The following is an 18,461-nucleotide window of genomic DNA, read 5'->3' on the forward strand; positions in this document are numbered from 1 at the left end:
AGTAGTTGATCTATGTGGATAGCATAACACTAATTTGTTTATCCTGTGTTTTATTTGAGCGTGATGGTTATACTTGGAGCAAATTAATTGTTATGTGGGGGTGATGAGTGTTAAAGAAAGTTGCGGTTGCTTTACTGCTAGTATCTGGCGTAGTGAATTCTGCTGCTCTTCCTGAGCCTAAAAATAAAATTGCTTTTAATAACTTTCAAAAGGTTTTAAACAATTACAACGCTAAAGATGATAAAGCAACTTACGTAAAGCCCAAATATAATACCATTCCTGAAGTAAAAATGAATATGGATGGAATCTCTTATGCTATTTATATGCCAAACGAAGATATTTTAAGCAAAGAATGCAATGAGCCTGTTCTTTGCGAAGAGTTTGTATCAGCAGTTAGAGCTATGTTTAAACTTCATGCAAAGGAAGTAACCGCAAGTGAAAGAAAGAAAATGCTCCAAATACTGCTAGATTATGATGTAAAGATGGGCACAACAAACGAAAGGGCGGAGAAAATAAGAGAATTTATCGAACAACACAAATCCGTTCTTAAAAGAAAATTTGGGATTGATTAATTTTCTTCATAACTTACTGACTTCAAACCAAGAAATTCAGATGACAGTAAAAATTACCTGAAGATGGAAACTAATCATGATAAAAAAATACTTTGCATTATTGGTGATAGCTGCATCTTCAGTCTCATGCACTATTGTTGATCACCCACGACAGACAAAACAGGAAGAAAAAAATTACGATGACACCGCCGTTTATGTAAAAGACGGGCTTTATAAATGCGAGTACGTGACTGCCGTTGATTCTGGTTTGTATGGAGGAGTTACTATAGTTGATAATGGCAGGATGCTGCTAAAAATAGGCAGAATAGATGATTCAAGTGCTTCTATGGCAGTTGTCTTATCAAACGGAGTATCATACTCCAGCAGAGGATTAAGGCTTCAAAAGCCAGAAAAAGATGGTACACAGTATCTTCAAAACCCTGATCTTTTAGGTATTTCAGGGAGTCCGGGTATGACATTTAGATACAATTACCTTGATAATGGAGGAATTGACCTAGGAGCTGCTATGACTTTTGTTAATGGATTCCAATCTATAGTCATACAAACCAACTGGTGCAAGGAAATTGACACAAGTAAGAATTAGTTTATAAACAGCTCAAAACGCCCAACTTTACAAAACAGCCCCTAAGGGGCTTTTTTGTTGGGTTCATCGTCATTAGAGTTAGATATTTCAAGTAAGTTTTCTATTTTCTGAAGGCTGAGTGCCGCCTCTTTAAGTAAGGCTAAAGTTGTTGTTTTATCTTCAGATGGATTGCGAGAAAGAATTGTGCGGGTGACACTGGTAGGAATGGCAATGCCAAATCCAGTATTACCTGAATCTTTTTTAAATCCAATTGAAAACTTTAACATTTCAATGATTTCAGAATTCATTGAACGTCCGTTTTCTTCTGCAATCTTGGCTATTTCATCCCGCATTCCATCAGGAAATCTGACGGTAAACTTGTCTTGTATTTGGCTTGGATACTTACTCATAACTGTTACCTCAAAAATGTACTTAAATAAGTATAGTGGCTACTTGACTTTATTATCAATGGTGCTAAATTACCTTTAGAGGCAACTAGCCTTTAGAGTCAACTAGCCTTCCATCTAAAAAAAGGAATCATGATGAACACAGAACTAGACACAAGAAAGAAAACCGGAAAGATGCAGTTAAGAACCACTGAATACCTGAAAGACCAGATATGTAAACTGGCTAGAAAAGATGGAATTTCTCAAAATTCAGTGATTAATCAGGCTATAGCTTGGTATGCAGAAGAGAGAAATAAAAATGAGTCATAAGAAAAGAATACCCCCGTATCCCTTGAGGATGCCGGATGAGGTTAGGGAATGGTATGAGGAAGAATCCAACAATAATGGCCGCTCTCTAAATGCAGAGATCGTGAAGATATTGAAGGACAGGATGAATAGAGCTAGAGGACAGCGGAAGAATGCAGCGTAGGAATAGCGAAGCCTTAGCTGCGCGAACAACTAAGGCTCCTGAGTGCTATTTACCGTGAGATAAACAACTTAGCCATTGTAACGAATGACAAATTAATTTTCTAGGGCACTTGCAGGCGCTCTAAAAGCAGAAAACCAGTAGTTAACGGCTACTGGCTTCAATCAAACTAACTCTACGGAGAGCTTTTAATGACTAATAATAATGTAGCAAATGGCTTCAATTTTGTCACCGAAAAAACCATTGACACTCAGCGGTTGTTAATAATGGTTAACAATGCCAGAAGATCGTGTGCTGAAAATGCAATCCGTAATAACGTATTCATTGATCGGGTGAAAGATGAGTTAGATGGGGAAACCTACAAAATTTTTGTAGGTCAGAAAAATGGCGCTGATATTGAAATTATCGAGATGACGTTAAAGCAGGCTCTTCGAGTTGCTGCTCGTGAATCTAAAGCCGTTCGCCGTGTTTTGGTTGATGATTTAGAAGCTATGCACAATGCCAGACCATTAACTCAAAATGAAATTATCGCGGCTGTAGCATTGGCGAATGTTGAGCATGATCGCCGCATCACAGCAATGGAACAAGACGTCGAGCAAATAAAACAAGGTACTATCCCTGTCGGTTATCAGGGTTACAGCCACCTGAGAGCCACTTACGGACTGAGTGATGCTAAGAGTAGGCAGTTAGTCATGGCTTGGTCGGTTCCTCACAAAAAAGTGCCACATACAGCACCGGGCGGGCAGGTTATTCAGATGTCAGTTGTGCATGAAGAGTCATTCGAAAAGGCTTTACGCCAAATGATGGCAGAGGCTGAACAGCGTGGTTCGCAGTGGCATCATCCCAAGATGGCTAGGTTTTCAATCACAAGCAAGTAGTTGTTAAGGAATTGAAGCCACGGAAGGCGAAGAGCGAACAATCAAGCTATCAATGTTATTAAGGGTATGCAACCGATTCCCTATCTTAAATCGATTGATTAGTCTAATTTTCGAGCCGCTTCCCAAATTTAGCAGGTAAATATTTACAAAAGGTTACAGTTACGTAATAAATGATGTCGCTTTAAACGGCGAAGCCCCCAACTACTGCAATAGTCAGGGGCCTCTTATACAACGTTTACCCCAACCGAAAGGAAGTAAACATGGTAAGTATAACAGTTAACGAATTAACTAAAAACTCCCCCTCAGTAGAACATATGACACCGATCATGTACAACCGTATTCCGGTCATTACTACTGAGTTGTTAGCTGATGTTTATGAAACTGATATTGTTCGTATACGTCAAAATCACGCTAGAAATAAAGGTAGGTTTTGCGAAGGTAAACATTTTTTTACTGTTAAAGGTAAGGAATTACAAGAGATTAAGAACAGAGTATCTTTAAGCTACTCTGTTGATAACAGACTGACTAACTGTCAGTTAGTTGGAAAGAATGCTCGTAGCTTAACTTTATGGACAGAACGCGGCGCAGCTCGTCACGCTAAAATGCTGGATACTGACAAAGCATGGGATGTGTTCGGGAAACTGGAAGATTTCTACTTTAACCTGAAAGGGGTTGAGACTAAAACCACAACCCATGACCGCACTCCCTTACGTGGACTGGTTAATACCCTAATGGGTAAATATGGCATCAGTGATAGAACGTTATTCCAGATGGTGCATCGTGAGTTTGGGGTAAACCATATTGACGAACTCAGCCATGATCAGCTTCCGTCTGCGATAGCATATCTGGCAACTAAAGTGATTGAAGGTGAGTTTCTAGGTCAAGAGGCTTTGCCTGTATCTCAGCAAATTGATTTATCATTTGAGTTAAGTAACGTTAATGCTCTATATAAAAATATAATGAATTTTAAAGAGGTGTGGGAAACGTTCAATCCGCATTTTACTGTTCTGACACCTGATATAGCAGACGCGTTTAACGGGGCATTCAATAATTTGTGCGGGCCTATCTCCATCCTCAGGAATAGGCTTGAACGAAGATTTGCTTGCTGAGTAAACACTAAGCCACGGACGGCAGAAATGAACATTATTCGTATAGAATGCATACAATGATACTTTTGTTTTGAAACCTTTCGATAAGTTGTAATGCCAAAACTGTTGGATTAAACTAAGAGCTAAAGTGCCATTTGGCACTATGAGTCTTTCAGGACAGGAGGCAATCATGACAGCTACAATACGCCGCTACATGAGAGCGATGGGCAGTATTATGGATATCATGCCAGCGACTGATTACCGCAAGCTTATTCCTACTGGCTCCGATGCACAGCGATTAAGGTCAGATATGATGAACATATCGAAAGATATGAATACTTCAATCGTTACTGTTGGTGAGTCAGCCAATGCCCAAAAGCTCAGAAAAACCGCATAATGATAACTCACTACCGGAGAATGCTAATGAGCATCAAGGTAGTGAGCCACTCCAAGATAGTATAGCCGTTATAGAAGAGCGGCTGATATCTGATCCGGCTGCACTGAACAGGATATTGGATAACCCTAATATTGTTTCAGTCATACAGCATAAGATATTCGAATTTCAAGGCCCAATCCCACCGCCAAGCCAGCTAAGAGAGTATGAAAATATTCTACCGGGTGCTGCTGAGCGGTTGCTTTCTTTGGCAGAAAAAGAACAAAGACATCGGCATGATATGGACAACAAAATTGTTGATGGCGGTATGTCAAAGGACAGGAGAGGTCAATGGATGGGGCTTGGTCTTGCTCTGCTTATCCTGTGTGGCGCTTTTTATTTTGCCAGCAGCGGTGAAATAGGTTTTGCCAGTCTACTAGTGACACTGGATTTAGTCGGGCTGGTGGCAGTGTTTGTTTTGGGGCGTTATCTGAAACAGTCACCAGATGATAGCGACGATTAACGCCGCACTCTTACATTATTCTCAATAAGCCGCCTAGTGCGGCTTTTTTTACATCCAAAAAACGGGGTGAACTATGTTTGGAAAACCAGATATCCCTAACTGGAAGAGTATCCCCAACGCCGCAATTGATGCCGGGATTAGCCTGGGTGGTGCAGCGTTAATAAATACATTGTTCGGCAACTACTGGGGAATATTCAATCAGTATGGCATCCCTCTGTTGTTGGCAGATAGCGTGATATCCCTGCAATACCAGAACCAGTATCGGGTTGTGAGTGCCCCGATAGAGAACGGCTCATTTGCTTCTTATAACAAGGTCGGTGAGCCTTACAAAGTGACGGTTCAGTTAAGCAAAAGCTCAGGTGGTACATTAGAGCGCGGTGCTTTCCTGTCTCAGCTTGAGATACTAGCGAAAAGCACATTGAAATTTCATGTGGTCACGCCGGAATTTGTCTACATCAATGCCGCCATTGTCGGCTATGACCTTGCACGGGAAGCCAAAGACGGCACTACGCTGATTAAGGTGAATGTCCATCTGGAAGAAGTCAGGGAGGTAAAAATCAAATATGACAAAGAGGAAGTGAAGAACCCGGATGATGCTAAGAAAAAGGACACGGGCGATCAAACGCAAAAAGTGGAAGCGCAGCAGCAAGAAGTGAACGGCATACTGGATGATATTTTGGATAGCAGAAAAACTAAATTAAAGAGGATTGGGGATTTTAGCGAAAGAGTCGGCGGTGCATTAGGAAAAGCCCTTGATAAGGGTAAAGAACTCCTAGAGATGGGGCGGCAACAAATCAATGGCGGAGGGTTCTTTTAATGCTTGTCGAAATTACTTTATCTCCCATTCCCAACCAAACAACCTCATTCACAATTGGTACAGACCTAATCGACCTGACTCTTGAGAGCCGACTGGGAAATATTTTCGCCACGGTACAAAAGAACGGCGAGTATCTGGTGTGTAACCGTATCTGCCGGAATCTGTCGTATATCTGTCGATGGCTGGTCTTTGTGGACATTGAAGGGAATACTGACCCGCAATACACCGGACTCGGTTCCCGCTACAAACTGGTATGGAACGATGAAATTTAATCGCAAAGTTATCAAAATCACGCTCACGCTTTCAGGCAAAGACGAATCCTTCACCTCATCCAGCCAGAATAAACTCGCTGCCACCGGGCTACGTATTAACGCCGAAATTAACTACGGCAACGGGGCAATTACTCCTTATGCGCGGGTGAAAGCCTATGGCCTGCCGATTGAAACGATGGAGAAGCTGCTGCGCATCAAGTGGAACGATATTAAGGCCCTGCGTAACACCATGACCATTGAAGCCGGTGAAGAAGGCGAGGCGTTATCGCAGGTCTTTAGGGGAGGCATTACGTTTGCCTATCCAGATTTTGGCGATGCTCCCAATGCGTCACTGGTGATTGAATCCCAAACTGCCGTGTTGGACAAAATGCAGGGCGTCAATGCCGAAAGCCACGAGGGAGAACAGGATGTGTCCGCGCTGATGGCGACAATTTGCCAACGCATGGGTTACACCTTTGAATCTAACGGGGTAAGCGTGAAGGTATCCAATCCGTATCTGTACGACACAGACATCAGTAAAATCCGCCAACTGGCTCATGCCGCCAATCTGGATGTGTATATCGAAGACAAGAATGTTGCCATCACCTATAAAGACAGTCCCCGGCGTACCTTAAAAATTCCGGTCATCTCACCGGAAACGGGCTTAATCAGTTACCCCGTGCCGACCATGATCGGCGTTCAGTTCAAGTGCTTCTATGACCCGCTGGTGCGGTTCGGCGGCATCGTTCGTATTGCGGATAGCCTGATAAAGATATGCAACGGCGACTGGTTGGTCTTTGGTATCAGGACACTATTAGAAACCGAACAGGATTCCGCCCAGTGGGCGATGGAAGTCTCAGCCAGCCGACGAGGAGAAAATCATGCCACCATCAAAAAGTGAACGGGTCTCACTCTATGACCCGCAAACCACCGCAGGCGGGGCGCTCAGTCAGGAAGCCATTATCTGGTCGCTGATTGGCAGGATGGGCACGGTGACCATTTGCCGGGTAGAGAAAATCCACGGGGGCGGAGTTGGCCCGGTAGGGTATGTCGATATTTTACCTCTAGTGCAACAGGTCGATGGGGCAGGCAATATTTATCAAAATGCCACCGTCTACAATGTGCCGTATTTTCGCTATCAGGGCGGCGAGAACGCCGTCATTCTTGACCCGAAAGTGGGGGATTTGGGCTTTTGCTTTACCGCCAGCCGGGATATCTCGAAGGTGAAGAGAACCAAGAATTCAGCGCCACCTGGCAGTAAACGTAAATACGATATGGCAGACAGTCTCTATCTCGGTGGCTTGCTTAATGGCACACCTAGCCAGTTTATCCATTTTCTGGAGAGCGGAATGGATATTGTGTCCACCGGCATCGTGAACGTCAAAGCCACTAAAATTGTACTGGATGCGCCGGTTGAGACGACCAGTACCATTCAGGCCAAGAGTAACATTACCGACAACACAACCATCAATAGCCAGTCTATGGCTGGTATGCGTGAAATTTATAACCGCCACACTCACCCCGAACACGGGCAAGGCGCAAATACCAGCCCACCTAACCAGAAGGCGTAATCATGCGGACATTATTTTTAATGCCTGCCACATGGGATTTAACTCTCGATGCGGCGGGCAACATTGCTGTGGCCTCAGACCAGTACGCCAGAGCGCAGTCAGTGGCTAATGCCTGCCGGGTCTTTGTGAAAGACCTGTATTACTCGCAAGGGGACGGTATTCCGTATCTGGAGGAAATCTTAGGCAAGAACCGCTATTCATTGGCGATGTACCGCAAGTATTTAGAGGATGCGGCGATGTCTGTCGAGGGAGTGATGTCAGCTACAGCGGAACTCAGCACCGCCAATGACAGGGTAGTAAGAGGACGAATACTTTTTACTGACATTAACGGAACCAAGGGAGCCATCGAACTATGATCCCAACATTACAAATCACTCCGCAGGGGATATTAGCGCCCCCCACACAGGAAGTGATTGACGGCTGGTGGCAGGTGCTTAAAGGGTGCTTTGGTGACAATCTCAATACCGACATGAACACCCCGCAAGGCCAACTAGTGACGACGCTAACTGCGATTATCACCGACGAACGTAACTTCTTTATCCATCTTCTGAACAGCTTTGACCCGCGTTACGCTGACGGCCTGATGCAGGATGCGCTGGGGTATATTTATTTCCTGCAACGCAAACAGGCAACCCAATCCGTTGCTGAAATCACGGTTAATGGGCTGGTCAATACGGCTATCCCGGTTGGCTTTCAGGTGGCTGATAACGCCGGGAGGACGTGGAGTACGCAGACGGAAGTCACAATCGGTGATGATGGACTCGTCACTGTGCATGTTTACTGTGATGTTATTGGACGAATTGAAGCGGCTGCCGAGTCCATTAATCGCATTGTGAAGGCTGTTGCCGGGGTAGACTCAGTTATCAATAAACAGGCCGCCATTGTGGGTAAAGAGGCCGAATCCCGACAGGAGTTTGAGCTAAGACGACAGCAGTCGGTAGCCGTCAATGCTAAAAACACCAATGCCGCGACACGGGGAGCAGTAGGTAATCTTAAGGGCGTGATCGACTGTTACGTTGTTGATAACCCGTCTAACGAAACAAAAACCGTAGGGTTTACCAATTATCCACTGATTCGGAACTCAATCGCAGTCTCTGTCGTAGGTGGCGATGATAATGAGATTGCCCGACATATTCTGAGCAAAGCCGGGTCTGGCTGCTCGTTTGTGGGTAATAATACGGTCAAGTACGAAGATACCGAAAGCTTTCCTTACATGCCGCCTGTTTATGACATTAAGTTCATCAGACCGCATCATATCCCGGTGGAGTTTATTATCACCTTTGAAGATAAGTTGAAATTAACCCATCAGGATAAAGAAGCCACCCGTCAGGCGGTCATGAATGAATTCACCACAGGCCGGGGAAAAGGTCGCATCGCCGAGAAACTGATTGCCAGTGATTACATTTGTGTTGTGGCCCAAGCTGCGACTGAGCGGTTAATCGCGGTTCAGGTGGCCAGAAAAGGCGAGACGGTAGCAAATTATCTGGAATTTGGCATTGATGAGTTCCCGGTGTTATCAGTGGATGACATAAGGATAACGTCATGATTCAGATAAAAGACACCTTCCTGAGCCAGTACGCCAATAGCCCGACTATCTGCACCATCCTCAATGATTTTAATGACACTGTAGACCCTAGAGCCAGCACAGACGAATTCTATCATCTGGCAGTCAATGTGCTTACGGCAAAAGGGTTCGGGCTGGATATATGGGGGCGGATTGTCGGGATAGGCAGAGATTTATCGATACCCGATCCGAATGCCGATTATTTCGGCTTTAAGGAGACAGAGAAGTACACACCATTCGACCAATCACCGTTTTATAGCGGTGGGGCGTCAGATATGTCCTACAAGATGGATGATTCCACTTATCGGGATGTGATTTTAATGAAAGCGTATTCGAACATTCTGTATGCCACCGCACCAAATATTAACCGGTTCCTGAAAAGTCGTATTTTTACAGGCCGGGCCTATTACCTGATCACCGGACACATGACCGCACGATATGTTTTTGAATACCGGTTATCGGAATTAGAAAAGAACCTGATTTACCACCACCACATCTTACCGCATCCGTCAGGGGTTCAGATTTCTATCGCAGAACTGCCCGCGGGTGAATTTTTCGGCTTTTACGGAACAGGCTTCCAGCCTTTCGGTCAGGCCGCTTTTGCACAATAAGGTGAACAATGAAAAACCCTAATTTAATCCCTAAGCCCTTCGCACAGAACGGGCAGAAAGATGCTATACCTGCCAATCACAAATCAGACCTGCCCAGCCAAAAGGCCACATGGGATACCGGCTTCCCGCAAATTACTATGATGCCCGTCACCGCAGGCGGTTTACCCCCTAGTGGACGCGATTTTAACGGCATCCTGAATCAGATTTCAGACAATATCGTGTATTTATCCCAAGGCGGGAAGTTTAAATATTCGCAGGAATATGCTGATTCGACGGGCGGTTATCCCAAAGGGGCAATATTGCAGTCTGATGATGAAACCCGCGAGTTTCAGAGTCTGGTGGATAACAACAAAATTAACTTTAACAAAGAATCATCGGAGAAAGTGAATGCAGCATGGAAACAAGTGAACACAACGCAGCTTTTGGATGAGTTAAACAAAAAGCTCAATCGCTCTGATGTAGTGCAATCAGTCGGCAACAGTAAAGCACAGGTGATGAGCCAGAATGCGGTCACCGATGCTCTGAACACCAAACAAGACAAAGGCGATTACGCCACCAATTCAGCATTGAATCAGGTCAACGACAACGCCAACAGCCGTGTTCCCGCAGGCCGTAAGGTGAATGGCAAGGACTTGTCGTCAGATATCACGCTCAGCGCAGGGGACGTGAATGCGTATACTCGACAGGAAACGGATAACCGTACGAACACCCGGCTCGAAAAGGCTAAGAATGGAGCAGATATTCCAGACAAACCGGGGTTTATGGGAAATCTTGGTTTTACTGGCTCACTACATACTCCGGGATATGTAGTTATCCCATTAAACAATAGGAAATTGGTTATCCAATGGGGGGCTGTCTCAATTCCTATCGCAGGTTCTATAAAGGTCAGTTACCCATTGTCAGTGGGGCGGGGGCTTGCTCAGTTTGTGAGCTCAATGGATACCAATCCGACAAACAATTATCGGGTAAGTATTGCTGATTCGACAAATAACACCATCACGCTGACATCCACAAATACACATAATATTACCGGGGTTATGTGGTTAGCCATCGGGGAGGTTGTATGAATCAATATTATTACTCACCAGAAGCAAACGGGTTTTATCAGCGTGATGTGCATACCGACATGCCTTCTGATGTCGTTGAGATAACGGATGATGAATATTTGATTTTGATGGGCGCGGCATCAACAGGGCGGGAGATTAAAGCCGGTAAACATGGCAGACCGGTTATCGTTGAACCTGTCCTTGATCATATTGCCATCGCGGAGGCGCAGAAACAGGCATTGCTTATTGCTATTAACCAGAAAACACAGGCATGGCAAACGCAGTTAATGCTCGGCATGATCACAGAGGAGGATAAATTAACCCTCACACAATGGATGCGCTATAGCCAGAAAGTTCAGTTGGTGGATTGTTCCACTGCCCCCGATATCGTCTGGCCTGAACAGTCGGAGTGAGTCTGTCGCTTGGATGTCCGTGTCCAGATGCCGGAGAGTTCGGTGTGGAATGTGAGGCAGGAGGTGGTAGATGATGAATTGATTTGACAATCAGAGCAGCGAAGAAACTGATTATTTCTTATGATTGAGGAATGAATTGCGTAAATTCGTTGAAATATATTGAATATAGTAATGCTGGGTTGATGAATATTTATTCAAATATAAAAAGGGATGTTCTGAAACCATCTTCTGAAGATGTTCTGAAACGTGATTTTGATCAAAGAAAAAAGCCACCGTGCGGTGGCCTTTTTATTCCCTAACTCACTGTTTTATCAGTGGTTTTTAATTTGGTGCCCAGGGCGGGACTTGAACCCGCACAGCCTTACAGCCGAGGGATTTTAAATCCCTTGTGTCTACCGATTTCACCACCTGGGCTAAATTTGGAGGCGCGTCCCGGAGTCGAACCGAGGTTGACGGATTTGCAATCCGCTGCATGGCCACTCTGCCAACGCGCCTTTTTGGAGCGGGAAACGAGACTCGAACTCGCGACCCCAACCTTGGCAAGGTTGTGCTCTACCAACTGAGCTATTCCCGCCTTTTCAAACCGCTTGATTTACTTAACTTATTTCGTAAACCTCATGTGCCGTTCGATGCGTTGCATTCTACTTATTTCCCGAAATGAGTCAACACAATTATTTATAAAACTCGTTCGTTCGATGGTTTTTGCATCATTTGGATCAACTTTCACGCAAATCAGACCGTGCGGCGCTCAAATATTGAAACATTGACCAGAATGTCAGGATTGTCGCAGCGTATAATAAGATGAAACCACCGATTTCAAGTTCAGCGTTTGGACGCCATAGCAAAGCAACCAATGCTGCCATTTGTGCCGTTGTCTTTACTTTACCCATCCATGAGACAGCGACACTGCTACGTTTTCCTAATTCCGCCATCCATTCCCGAAGGGATGAGATGATAATCTCTCGCGCAATCATGGTTGCTGTCGGTAATGTTATCCACCAAGTATGATAATGCTCTGCCACCAGTACTAATGCAGTGCCTACCATGACTTTATCAGCAACAGGATCCAGAAATGCGCCAAAGCGTGTTGTCTGTTTCCATAAACGGGCAAGAAAGCCATCAAACCAATCTGTCGCCGCAGCGATCACAAAGATGATGGCACATAACATCGGCGCCCATTGGAAAGGCAGGTAAAAAGCCAAAACAAAGAATGGGATTAAGGCAATACGAAATAGAGTAAGCCATGTTGGAATATTTAATTGCATAATGCTTAGTAACTATCTGGCCAAGTGAAGTTTATCGGTATGGTGCATCAAGAATCTTAGTGTTTCAACGCATTATAAATTTTTTCTGCCAGTGAATAAGAAATAGACGGTACTTTTGCGATCTCTTCAACACTTGCATTACGTAAAGGTTGTAACCCTCCCATATATTTTAACAGCATTTGCCGACGTTTTGGTCCGATTCCTTCGATAGATTCCAGTGTGCTGGTCTTTTTTGCTTTCTCCCTACGCTGGCGATGACCTGTAATTGCGTGATTGTGAGACTCATCACGTATATGTTGAATGACATGTAAAGCAGGTGAGTCAGGAGGAAGTGCTATTCCTTCATCTTCTATGGAGAAAAATAGCGTTTCCAGCCCGGCTTTGCGGTCACTGCCTTTGGCTACACCAATAAGTTTAGGATGCCCTTTATCCCATTCAACGTCTAACGAGTGAAAGACTTCTATTGCCTGCTTTAATTGACCTTTACCACCATCAATAAAGATGATGTCAGGGATTTTTGCTGAATCAATAGCTTTGCTGTATCGACGGCGTAATACCTGATTCATTGCAGCATAGTCATCTCCTGCTGTGATTCCGCTTATGTTATAACGCCGATACTCTGAGCGTAAAGGGCCATTACTGTCGAATACAACACAGGATGCAACTGTCTGGTCTCCCATAGTATGGCTGATGTCGAAGCATTCCATCCGGCGGATTTTTCCGATGCCTGCAAATTCAGCAAGTGCTGACAGACGTTGATGAATTGTCGATTGCTGGGAAAGTTTGGTTGTTAATGCAGTAGCCGCATTGGTGCGTGCCAGTTTGAGATAACGAGCCCTGTCTCCTCTGGGGCGGGGCTGGATATGTATTTTTCTGCCGGATAATTCAGAAAGAGAGTCTTCCAGCAACGCTTTTTCCGGTAGTGAAAAGTCCAGTAAGATTGCGGTTGGTAATGTTCTGTTCTGGCTACCCTGAAGATAAAATTGCCCGAGAAAAGTCTGTACGACTTCATCTAATTTGGTATCTGTAGGAATTTTAGGATAGTAACTCCGGCTCCCCAGAATTTTACCTTGCCGGATAAATAGAACATGAACGCATGCCATGCCTGCTTCAAAGGCAACACTGATAGCATCCAAATCATCTCCTTCGCCGGAGACAGATTGCCGTTCTGTGACTTGTCGCACAGCCTGAATCTGGTCGCGGTAGCGTGCTGCATCTTCAAAGTGAAGCTGTTTGCTTGCGTTTTCCATTCTTTTAACGAGTTCAGACAATACCTGTTGATCTTTACCAGACAGAAATAAACGAACGTATTCTACTTGTTGCTGATACTCTTCATCCGTGACAAATCCTTTGACGCATGGAGCAAGGCAGCGACCAATCTGGTATTGCAGGCAAGGCCTGGAACGATTTCGATATACGCTATTTTCACACTGACGAATGGGAAATAATTTTTGCAGAAGTGCTAGTGCGTCACGTACTGCGTGGGAGTTTGGGAATGGCCCAAAGTACTCTCCCTTAGCATGTTTGGCTCCGCGATATAGAGTCAGACGGGGATGGGTATCACCACTTAAGAAAATATAAGGATAAGATTTATCGTCCCGGAGCAATACATTGTAGCGAGGCTGGTAAAGTTTGATGTAGTTATGTTCAAGTAGCAGAGCTTCTGTCTCTGTATGGGTGATAGTGACATCAATCTGAGAGATATTTTTCACCAAAGATTCTGTTTTTCTGCTGCTAACCTGCACCCGAAAATAGCTGGAAAGCCGTTTTTTTAAATCCTTAGCTTTGCCGACATAAATCACAGTCCCGGTTGCATCATACATTCTATAAACACCGGGTTGGCTGGTTACTGTTTTTAAAAATGTTTTTGAATCAAATTGCTCTGCCACGATTTACCACCCATCACCGACTCATTTTATCATCCACTATGATTTATCATATTGGGGCATCAAGTAAACCACAGCGTATCGCTATATGGGTTAATTCTACATCACCCTTGATATTTAATTTGTTGAACATTCTATAGCGATAGCTATTAACGGTTTTCGGGCTCAGGTTAAGGAGTGCTGATATTTCATTCACTTTCTTGCCCTGAGTGATCATTGTCATAATCTGCAACTCGCGTTCAGAGAGATCATCCAATGGGTTCTCTTTTTGTGGAGATAGCTGGTCGAGGGCCATTTGTTGGGCGATATCAGGAGAAATGTAGCGTTGCCCGGCATAAACACTCCGGATAGCGTTGATCATATCCTGAGGTGTAGCGGCTTTACTTAAATAACCCCTGACACCAGCCTGCATAACTTTTGTGGGTAGAGAGCTTTCGGTATGGATGGTCAACATAATGATCCGGGTATCAGGTGAATAGCGAATTATTTTTTTCGCAGCTTCAAGGCCTCCTATACCGGGCATTCCCATATCCATCATAACAACATCTGTACTATTGGATCTGCACCATTTAATAGCATCTTCTCCGCTACCGGCCTCACCTATAACTTTAATTCCCCGTACATCATCAAGTATGCCTTTCACGCCAATGCGAACCAGTTCGTGATCATCAACTAACAAAACATTAATCAAACAACTTCTCCACCAACGTAACACCTACTTTCGATTTTCAAGTCACCCGTTGTTTTCCAAGTTGCAACATGATTGCCATCGCTTGAAATCCATCGGGTATAAAACATTTTATCTAATGAGGGCAACATTATACTGGTATTAGCAAGAAACAGAAAGAAATTGTTACATATCAACAAAATAAATATAGAAATAATTATTTCCACGAGATTTGTTTGCGATGAAAACTATTTATACTGATTTCAACAGGGAAGGGGAAATATGAATTTTACGTGAGTATAGAAGTTGATAAATAGTATGAGGGGAGTTTCCCCTCATACAAATAGTTAACTAAACAAGTTAAGAATATCTTGTTTGGTTAACATTGGCGTTTTTTCAACAAAATTATAATAGCTGGGCTTGCTATCGATAAATACTTGATTAGATAATTTTCCAGAATCACCATTTTCAAATAGGGCTACTGGAACATAATAAGTGCTGGGGTGATGTAGGTGATAAAAAAGATGAGTTCCACATTTTTTACAGAAAGCTCGTTCTGCCCACCCTGATGAGGGGTAAATTGCAATATTTTCATCTCCTATTATCTGTAAATCATTTTTGCATTCTACAGAGAGAAATGGCCCTCCGCCCCAATTTTGGCATGTTTTACAGTGGCATGCATTGATATTATCAATAGGATCATTGGTTTTTAATTCTACTGCACCACACAAACAACGGCCTTTATTCATTGTATTACCTATGTGTTTAAGTATTTAAGATAAACGTTAGTAATAAAATCTTATATCAAATATAGTTGTTGTTTAACTATTTATTTTGTTTAATATGCCATGCTTATCACAATTATTGATATTAAAATCATAAAGAGAAAGCGTTAGGGTTTATTTTCCTTTTCTTTATTATCGCTTTCATCATCACCATCATCAATATGCCAATTGTGAAGAATACGGTGAACGAATGGTGTTACTACTAATCCGACCGCAATAAAAAATATAGCCTGTAGAAATAACCCATAAATAGCAGCGAAATATTTCCCCAGTGTGCTGGTTGGTTGTATATGCAGGGTCTGTGTGCCAATCATTGAAACAGAATTTAACAGTGCATCAGGTATTGCATGGCTTTCAATGAGAAAAAAACCTAATACACCGGGAATAATGCCAATTAAAAAAATAGCTAGCGCATGTAAAAGGAAACGAAGTATTCGCAGGAGAAAACGATCCAGACTAATTAATTTATCAGTAAATTTTTCCATGCCGGGGACTCCACTAATAAATTTTTATAATTGTACGTTGGTTTTTATTTTTATCAATATTAATTTACGGGCACACATAGATAATGTGAAGCCCGTAATTTTTGTATCGTTTTAATTACCTGATAAAGTTTTAAATGGTCGTTTGGATATTTTGGAGTGAATTATCTTTGATAGAGCATCAATAACCAGATCATGATTATCATCAATAAAGAAATGACGGCCCTGAAACAAAATAACATTTTTATCCTGTTCGAATAAATCAAACCAGGAATAAAGTTCATGCTCAGCAACCAGCGGGTCATCGGTTCCGCCAAATACTGTCAAGGGGCAAGCGAAAGATTCTGTTCCTATATAGTAATACTCTTCTGAGATCTTAAAATCTGCTTTTATGGCAGGTAAAATCAGCGAGAGTAATTCATCGTTCTCAAGAATTTGCTGATTTACGCGGCCGAAATCCTTCAATGCAATTGCAAATTCTTTGTCGTTTAACGAACTTATTGGTTTGCGAATGGCTGAAACCTGTGGCCCTCTGCTGCCAGAAGCAATAAATTCAATGGGTAATGGTAATGATTCTGCAGCGATTTTTCTTAACAGTTCAAAAGCTACCCGGCTTCCTAAGCTATGCCCTAGAAATATATATGGCTTATCCAGCAGTGGTTTGATGTTGGTATATATATCCTCAACCAGATTTTGCATATTGTCATAAGGTTTTTCTTTGAACCTAGCCCCCTTACCCGGAGGTTGGCTGACTAAAAATTCAACATTTTCTTTGATTTTTCTGGCAAAAGGAACAAAAGTTGAGTTACTCCCCCCAGCATAAGGGAAGCAAAATATTCTGATTTCTGGGTTAAAAACCTGACTGAGGTTAATAAAGTATGGCGAGTATTCGTTGTGCACAATAGAATCCCATTGTTATTTTTTAGATACCTTAAAATAAAGGACTTTCACTATTACTGTATTTTCATTAACAGAAAGCTACTGTCTTTGGAACATACTATCGAATATTAAAATACAATGCTTTTAGGGTTTTTTGTTATAGTCCTGAGGTTTTATGGAACAGGGCAGCGAAGATGTTTCTACAATTATGTTTTTATTTGTATTAGTTCAGATGAGATCTGACACTTCGATTTGAAAAGAAGGGAGTTACCCGCTTTGATTAAAGGTGCTGAATCTTAAATCAAAGAAACGAAGAGGTAACTCTCATGCTACATACTAAATAGCTTTTCAAAATGATAGGAGTACTCCTTACCCCGCGTGACACGCGGGGTAAGGAACACCGCATGCTGATACTCTCACTATTATGAAAAGGTATATAGCAATCCCATCATTAAACACAAAGCGGGTCTTCTCAATCTTGCCAGGGAACTGAGCAATGTTTCCCAAGCGTGCAAACTCATAGGCGTATCACGAGACACGTTTTACCGTTATCAAGAATTGGTTGAAGCCGGTGGTATTGATGCCCTTATTAACCAAAATCGAAGAATCCCCAACCTCAAAAACAGGGTCGCTCCAGAAACAGAGCAAGCGGTGGTCAAATATGCGATTGATTATCCAGCATACGGACAAGTGAGAACCAGTAACGAACTGCGTAAAGTCGGGATATTTGTCTCACCCAGCGGGGTGCGTTCTATTTGATTAAGGCATGATCTTGAAAACTTTAAAAAGCGCTTACGGGCGCTCGAAAAGCATGTGGCTGAGACGAGGATTATCTTGACAGAAGCCCAAGTGGTGGCTCTGGAGAGAAAGAAACAGGATGATGAGGCCTGCGGTGAAATCGATACTGTCCATCCTGGCTATCTGGGGTCTCAAGATACGTTCTATGTGGGGACGTTGAAAGGCGTAGGTCGAATTTACCAGCAGACGTTTGTCGATACCTACAGTAAGGTGGCGTTTGCCAAACTCTATACGACCAAGACACCGATTACGGCGGCAGATATGCTGAATGACAAAGTGCTGCCGTTCCTTGAATCGCATCAATTACCGATGTTAAGAATTTTGACAGATCGGGGTACAGAATATTGCGGGCGTGTCGAATATCACGACTATCAGCTTTATTTAACCTGAGCTTCGCTTAAGAAGGGAACTAAAGTGCCTGAGGCACGATCAAAGTTTTTGCTAAAGAAAACAAAATAGTGGAGATCCTCAGGCATGTATAATTTAGAAGAACTTTACTGCTGCGTCGATGACTTTTGTCAAAAATTTATCCCTCTCTGGCATCAACAACTCATTGA

Annotated in this window: 24 protein-coding genes, 3 tRNA genes and 1 pseudogene; 18 read left to right on the forward strand and 10 right to left on the reverse strand. The window is 43.2% G+C overall.

Annotated features, from left to right (window positions below; all coding sequences use genetic code 11):
* The first annotated feature begins 107 nt into the window (after positions 1-107).
* Positions 108-572, forward strand: a complete 465-nt coding sequence (locus tag AACS92_RS14150; protein WP_099111597.1) for a hypothetical protein — start codon at positions 108-110, stop codon at positions 570-572.
* Between the two features lie 76 nt (positions 573-648).
* Complete coding sequence (locus AACS92_RS14155; protein WP_099111598.1) at positions 649-1,155, forward strand: hypothetical protein; 507 nt, start codon at positions 649-651, stop codon at positions 1,153-1,155.
* Positions 1,156-1,196: 41 nt separating this feature from the next.
* Here AACS92_RS14155 and AACS92_RS14160 read toward each other — a convergent pair whose 3' ends face one another.
* The gene (locus AACS92_RS14160; protein ID WP_099111599.1) at positions 1,197-1,544 is read right to left on the reverse strand and encodes an Arc family DNA-binding protein; all 348 of its coding nucleotides are present in this window, start codon (positions 1,542-1,544) and stop codon (positions 1,197-1,199) included.
* 129 nt (positions 1,545-1,673) lie between these two features.
* Here AACS92_RS14160 and AACS92_RS14165 point away from each other — a divergent pair, with 129 nt between their 5' ends.
* The 15 genes from AACS92_RS14165 to AACS92_RS14230 all read left to right on the forward strand — a co-directional run bounded on the left by AACS92_RS14165 (position 1,674) and on the right by AACS92_RS14230 (position 11,142).
* Complete coding sequence (locus AACS92_RS14165) at positions 1,674-1,850, forward strand: hypothetical protein (protein ID WP_193756991.1); 177 nt, start codon at positions 1,674-1,676, stop codon at positions 1,848-1,850.
* Positions 1,840-2,010, forward strand: coding sequence for an Arc family DNA-binding protein (locus tag AACS92_RS21945; RefSeq protein WP_193756988.1), 171 nt, complete (start codon positions 1,840-1,842; stop codon positions 2,008-2,010). Before AACS92_RS14165 ends, AACS92_RS21945 begins: the two co-directional genes overlap by 11 nt.
* Before the next feature lie 188 nt (positions 2,011-2,198).
* Positions 2,199-2,885 carry a hypothetical protein gene (locus tag AACS92_RS14170; RefSeq protein ID WP_241538017.1) on the forward strand — a complete coding sequence of 229 codons (687 nt, stop codon included), beginning with the start codon at positions 2,199-2,201 and terminating at the stop codon, positions 2,883-2,885.
* A gap of 260 nt (positions 2,886-3,145) precedes the next feature.
* Positions 3,146-3,994 (forward strand): ORF6N domain-containing protein, encoded by an 849-nt coding sequence (locus AACS92_RS14175; RefSeq protein WP_099111601.1) that lies wholly within the window; start codon positions 3,146-3,148, stop codon positions 3,992-3,994.
* Between the two features lie 169 nt (positions 3,995-4,163).
* A complete protein-coding gene (locus tag AACS92_RS14180; protein WP_099111602.1) occupies positions 4,164-4,370 on the forward strand; it encodes a hypothetical protein in 207 nt (68 codons plus the stop codon).
* Entirely contained in the window at positions 4,342-4,869 is a 528-nt protein-coding gene (locus AACS92_RS14185; protein ID WP_099111603.1) for a DUF2335 domain-containing protein, read from the forward strand. Before AACS92_RS14180 ends, AACS92_RS14185 begins: the two co-directional genes overlap by 29 nt.
* A 73-nt stretch (positions 4,870-4,942) precedes the next feature.
* Positions 4,943-5,686, forward strand: coding sequence for a phage baseplate protein (locus tag AACS92_RS14190; RefSeq protein WP_099111604.1), 744 nt, complete (start codon positions 4,943-4,945; stop codon positions 5,684-5,686).
* Positions 5,686-5,958, forward strand: a complete 273-nt coding sequence (locus AACS92_RS14195; protein ID WP_099111605.1) for a phage baseplate plug family protein — start codon at positions 5,686-5,688, stop codon at positions 5,956-5,958. The genes AACS92_RS14190 and AACS92_RS14195 overlap by 1 nt, the downstream gene beginning before the upstream one ends.
* A complete protein-coding gene (locus tag AACS92_RS14200) occupies positions 5,948-6,838 on the forward strand; it encodes a baseplate hub protein (protein WP_099111606.1) in 891 nt (296 codons plus the stop codon). The genes AACS92_RS14195 and AACS92_RS14200 overlap by 11 nt, the downstream gene beginning before the upstream one ends.
* Complete coding sequence (locus AACS92_RS14205; RefSeq protein WP_099111607.1) at positions 6,819-7,508, forward strand: phage baseplate protein; 690 nt, start codon at positions 6,819-6,821, stop codon at positions 7,506-7,508. Before AACS92_RS14200 ends, AACS92_RS14205 begins: the two co-directional genes overlap by 20 nt.
* Positions 7,509-7,510: 2 nt before the next feature.
* Positions 7,511-7,864 carry a hypothetical protein gene (locus tag AACS92_RS14210; protein ID WP_099111608.1) on the forward strand — a complete coding sequence of 118 codons (354 nt, stop codon included), beginning with the start codon at positions 7,511-7,513 and terminating at the stop codon, positions 7,862-7,864.
* Positions 7,861-9,054: a baseplate J/gp47 family protein gene (locus AACS92_RS14215; RefSeq protein WP_099111609.1), complete on the forward strand. Its 1,194-nt coding sequence runs from the start codon at positions 7,861-7,863 to the stop codon at positions 9,052-9,054. Before AACS92_RS14210 ends, AACS92_RS14215 begins: the two co-directional genes overlap by 4 nt.
* Positions 9,051-9,683, forward strand: a complete 633-nt coding sequence (locus AACS92_RS14220) for a DUF2612 domain-containing protein (RefSeq protein ID WP_099111610.1) — start codon at positions 9,051-9,053, stop codon at positions 9,681-9,683. The genes AACS92_RS14215 and AACS92_RS14220 overlap by 4 nt, the downstream gene beginning before the upstream one ends.
* An 8-nt stretch (positions 9,684-9,691) precedes the next feature.
* Entirely contained in the window at positions 9,692-10,750 is a 1,059-nt protein-coding gene (locus AACS92_RS14225; RefSeq protein WP_099111611.1) for a gp53-like domain-containing protein, read from the forward strand.
* Complete coding sequence (locus tag AACS92_RS14230) at positions 10,747-11,142, forward strand: tail fiber assembly protein (RefSeq protein WP_099111612.1); 396 nt, start codon at positions 10,747-10,749, stop codon at positions 11,140-11,142. Before AACS92_RS14225 ends, AACS92_RS14230 begins: the two co-directional genes overlap by 4 nt.
* Before the next feature lie 327 nt (positions 11,143-11,469).
* On the opposite strand, the gene AACS92_RS14235 is transcribed toward AACS92_RS14230, so the two are convergent.
* The 9 genes from AACS92_RS14235 to AACS92_RS14275 form a co-directional block, all read right to left on the reverse strand.
* Positions 11,470-11,556, reverse strand: a tRNA-Leu gene (locus tag AACS92_RS14235).
* A 6-nt stretch (positions 11,557-11,562) separates the two neighbouring features.
* Positions 11,563-11,636, reverse strand: a tRNA-Cys gene (locus AACS92_RS14240).
* 4 nt (positions 11,637-11,640) lie between these two features.
* Positions 11,641-11,716, reverse strand: a tRNA-Gly gene (locus AACS92_RS14245).
* Positions 11,717-11,858: 142 nt separating this feature from the next.
* Positions 11,859-12,407, reverse strand: coding sequence for a CDP-diacylglycerol--glycerol-3-phosphate 3-phosphatidyltransferase (gene pgsA, locus AACS92_RS14250; protein WP_099111613.1), 549 nt, complete (start codon positions 12,405-12,407; stop codon positions 11,859-11,861).
* A 56-nt stretch (positions 12,408-12,463) separates the two neighbouring features.
* The gene (gene uvrC, locus AACS92_RS14255) at positions 12,464-14,296 is read right to left on the reverse strand and encodes an excinuclease ABC subunit UvrC (protein WP_099111614.1); all 1,833 of its coding nucleotides are present in this window, start codon (positions 14,294-14,296) and stop codon (positions 12,464-12,466) included.
* 46 nt (positions 14,297-14,342) lie between these two features.
* Positions 14,343-14,984, reverse strand: a complete 642-nt coding sequence (gene uvrY, locus AACS92_RS14260; protein ID WP_099111615.1) for a UvrY/SirA/GacA family response regulator transcription factor — start codon at positions 14,982-14,984, stop codon at positions 14,343-14,345.
* A gap of 323 nt (positions 14,985-15,307) precedes the next feature.
* The gene (locus tag AACS92_RS14265; RefSeq protein ID WP_099111616.1) at positions 15,308-15,709 is read right to left on the reverse strand and encodes a GFA family protein; all 402 of its coding nucleotides are present in this window, start codon (positions 15,707-15,709) and stop codon (positions 15,308-15,310) included.
* A gap of 143 nt (positions 15,710-15,852) precedes the next feature.
* On the reverse strand, positions 15,853-16,230 hold the full coding sequence (locus tag AACS92_RS14270; RefSeq protein ID WP_099111617.1) for a hypothetical protein: 378 nt from the start codon (positions 16,228-16,230) through the stop codon (positions 15,853-15,855).
* A gap of 111 nt (positions 16,231-16,341) precedes the next feature.
* The gene (locus AACS92_RS14275) at positions 16,342-17,127 is read right to left on the reverse strand and encodes a thioesterase II family protein (RefSeq protein WP_193756989.1); all 786 of its coding nucleotides are present in this window, start codon (positions 17,125-17,127) and stop codon (positions 16,342-16,344) included.
* A 426-nt stretch (positions 17,128-17,553) separates the two neighbouring features.
* Here AACS92_RS14275 and AACS92_RS14280 point away from each other — a divergent pair.
* Positions 17,554-18,288 (forward strand): annotated as a pseudogene (locus tag AACS92_RS14280) (helix-turn-helix domain-containing protein); the annotation flags it as partial.
* Between the last annotated feature and the right edge of the window lie 173 nt (positions 18,289-18,461).

Origin of the sequence: Xenorhabdus sp. KJ12.1, from assembly GCF_963876495.1 — a bacterium.
GTDB lineage: Bacteria > Pseudomonadota > Gammaproteobacteria > Enterobacterales > Enterobacteriaceae > Xenorhabdus > Xenorhabdus stockiae.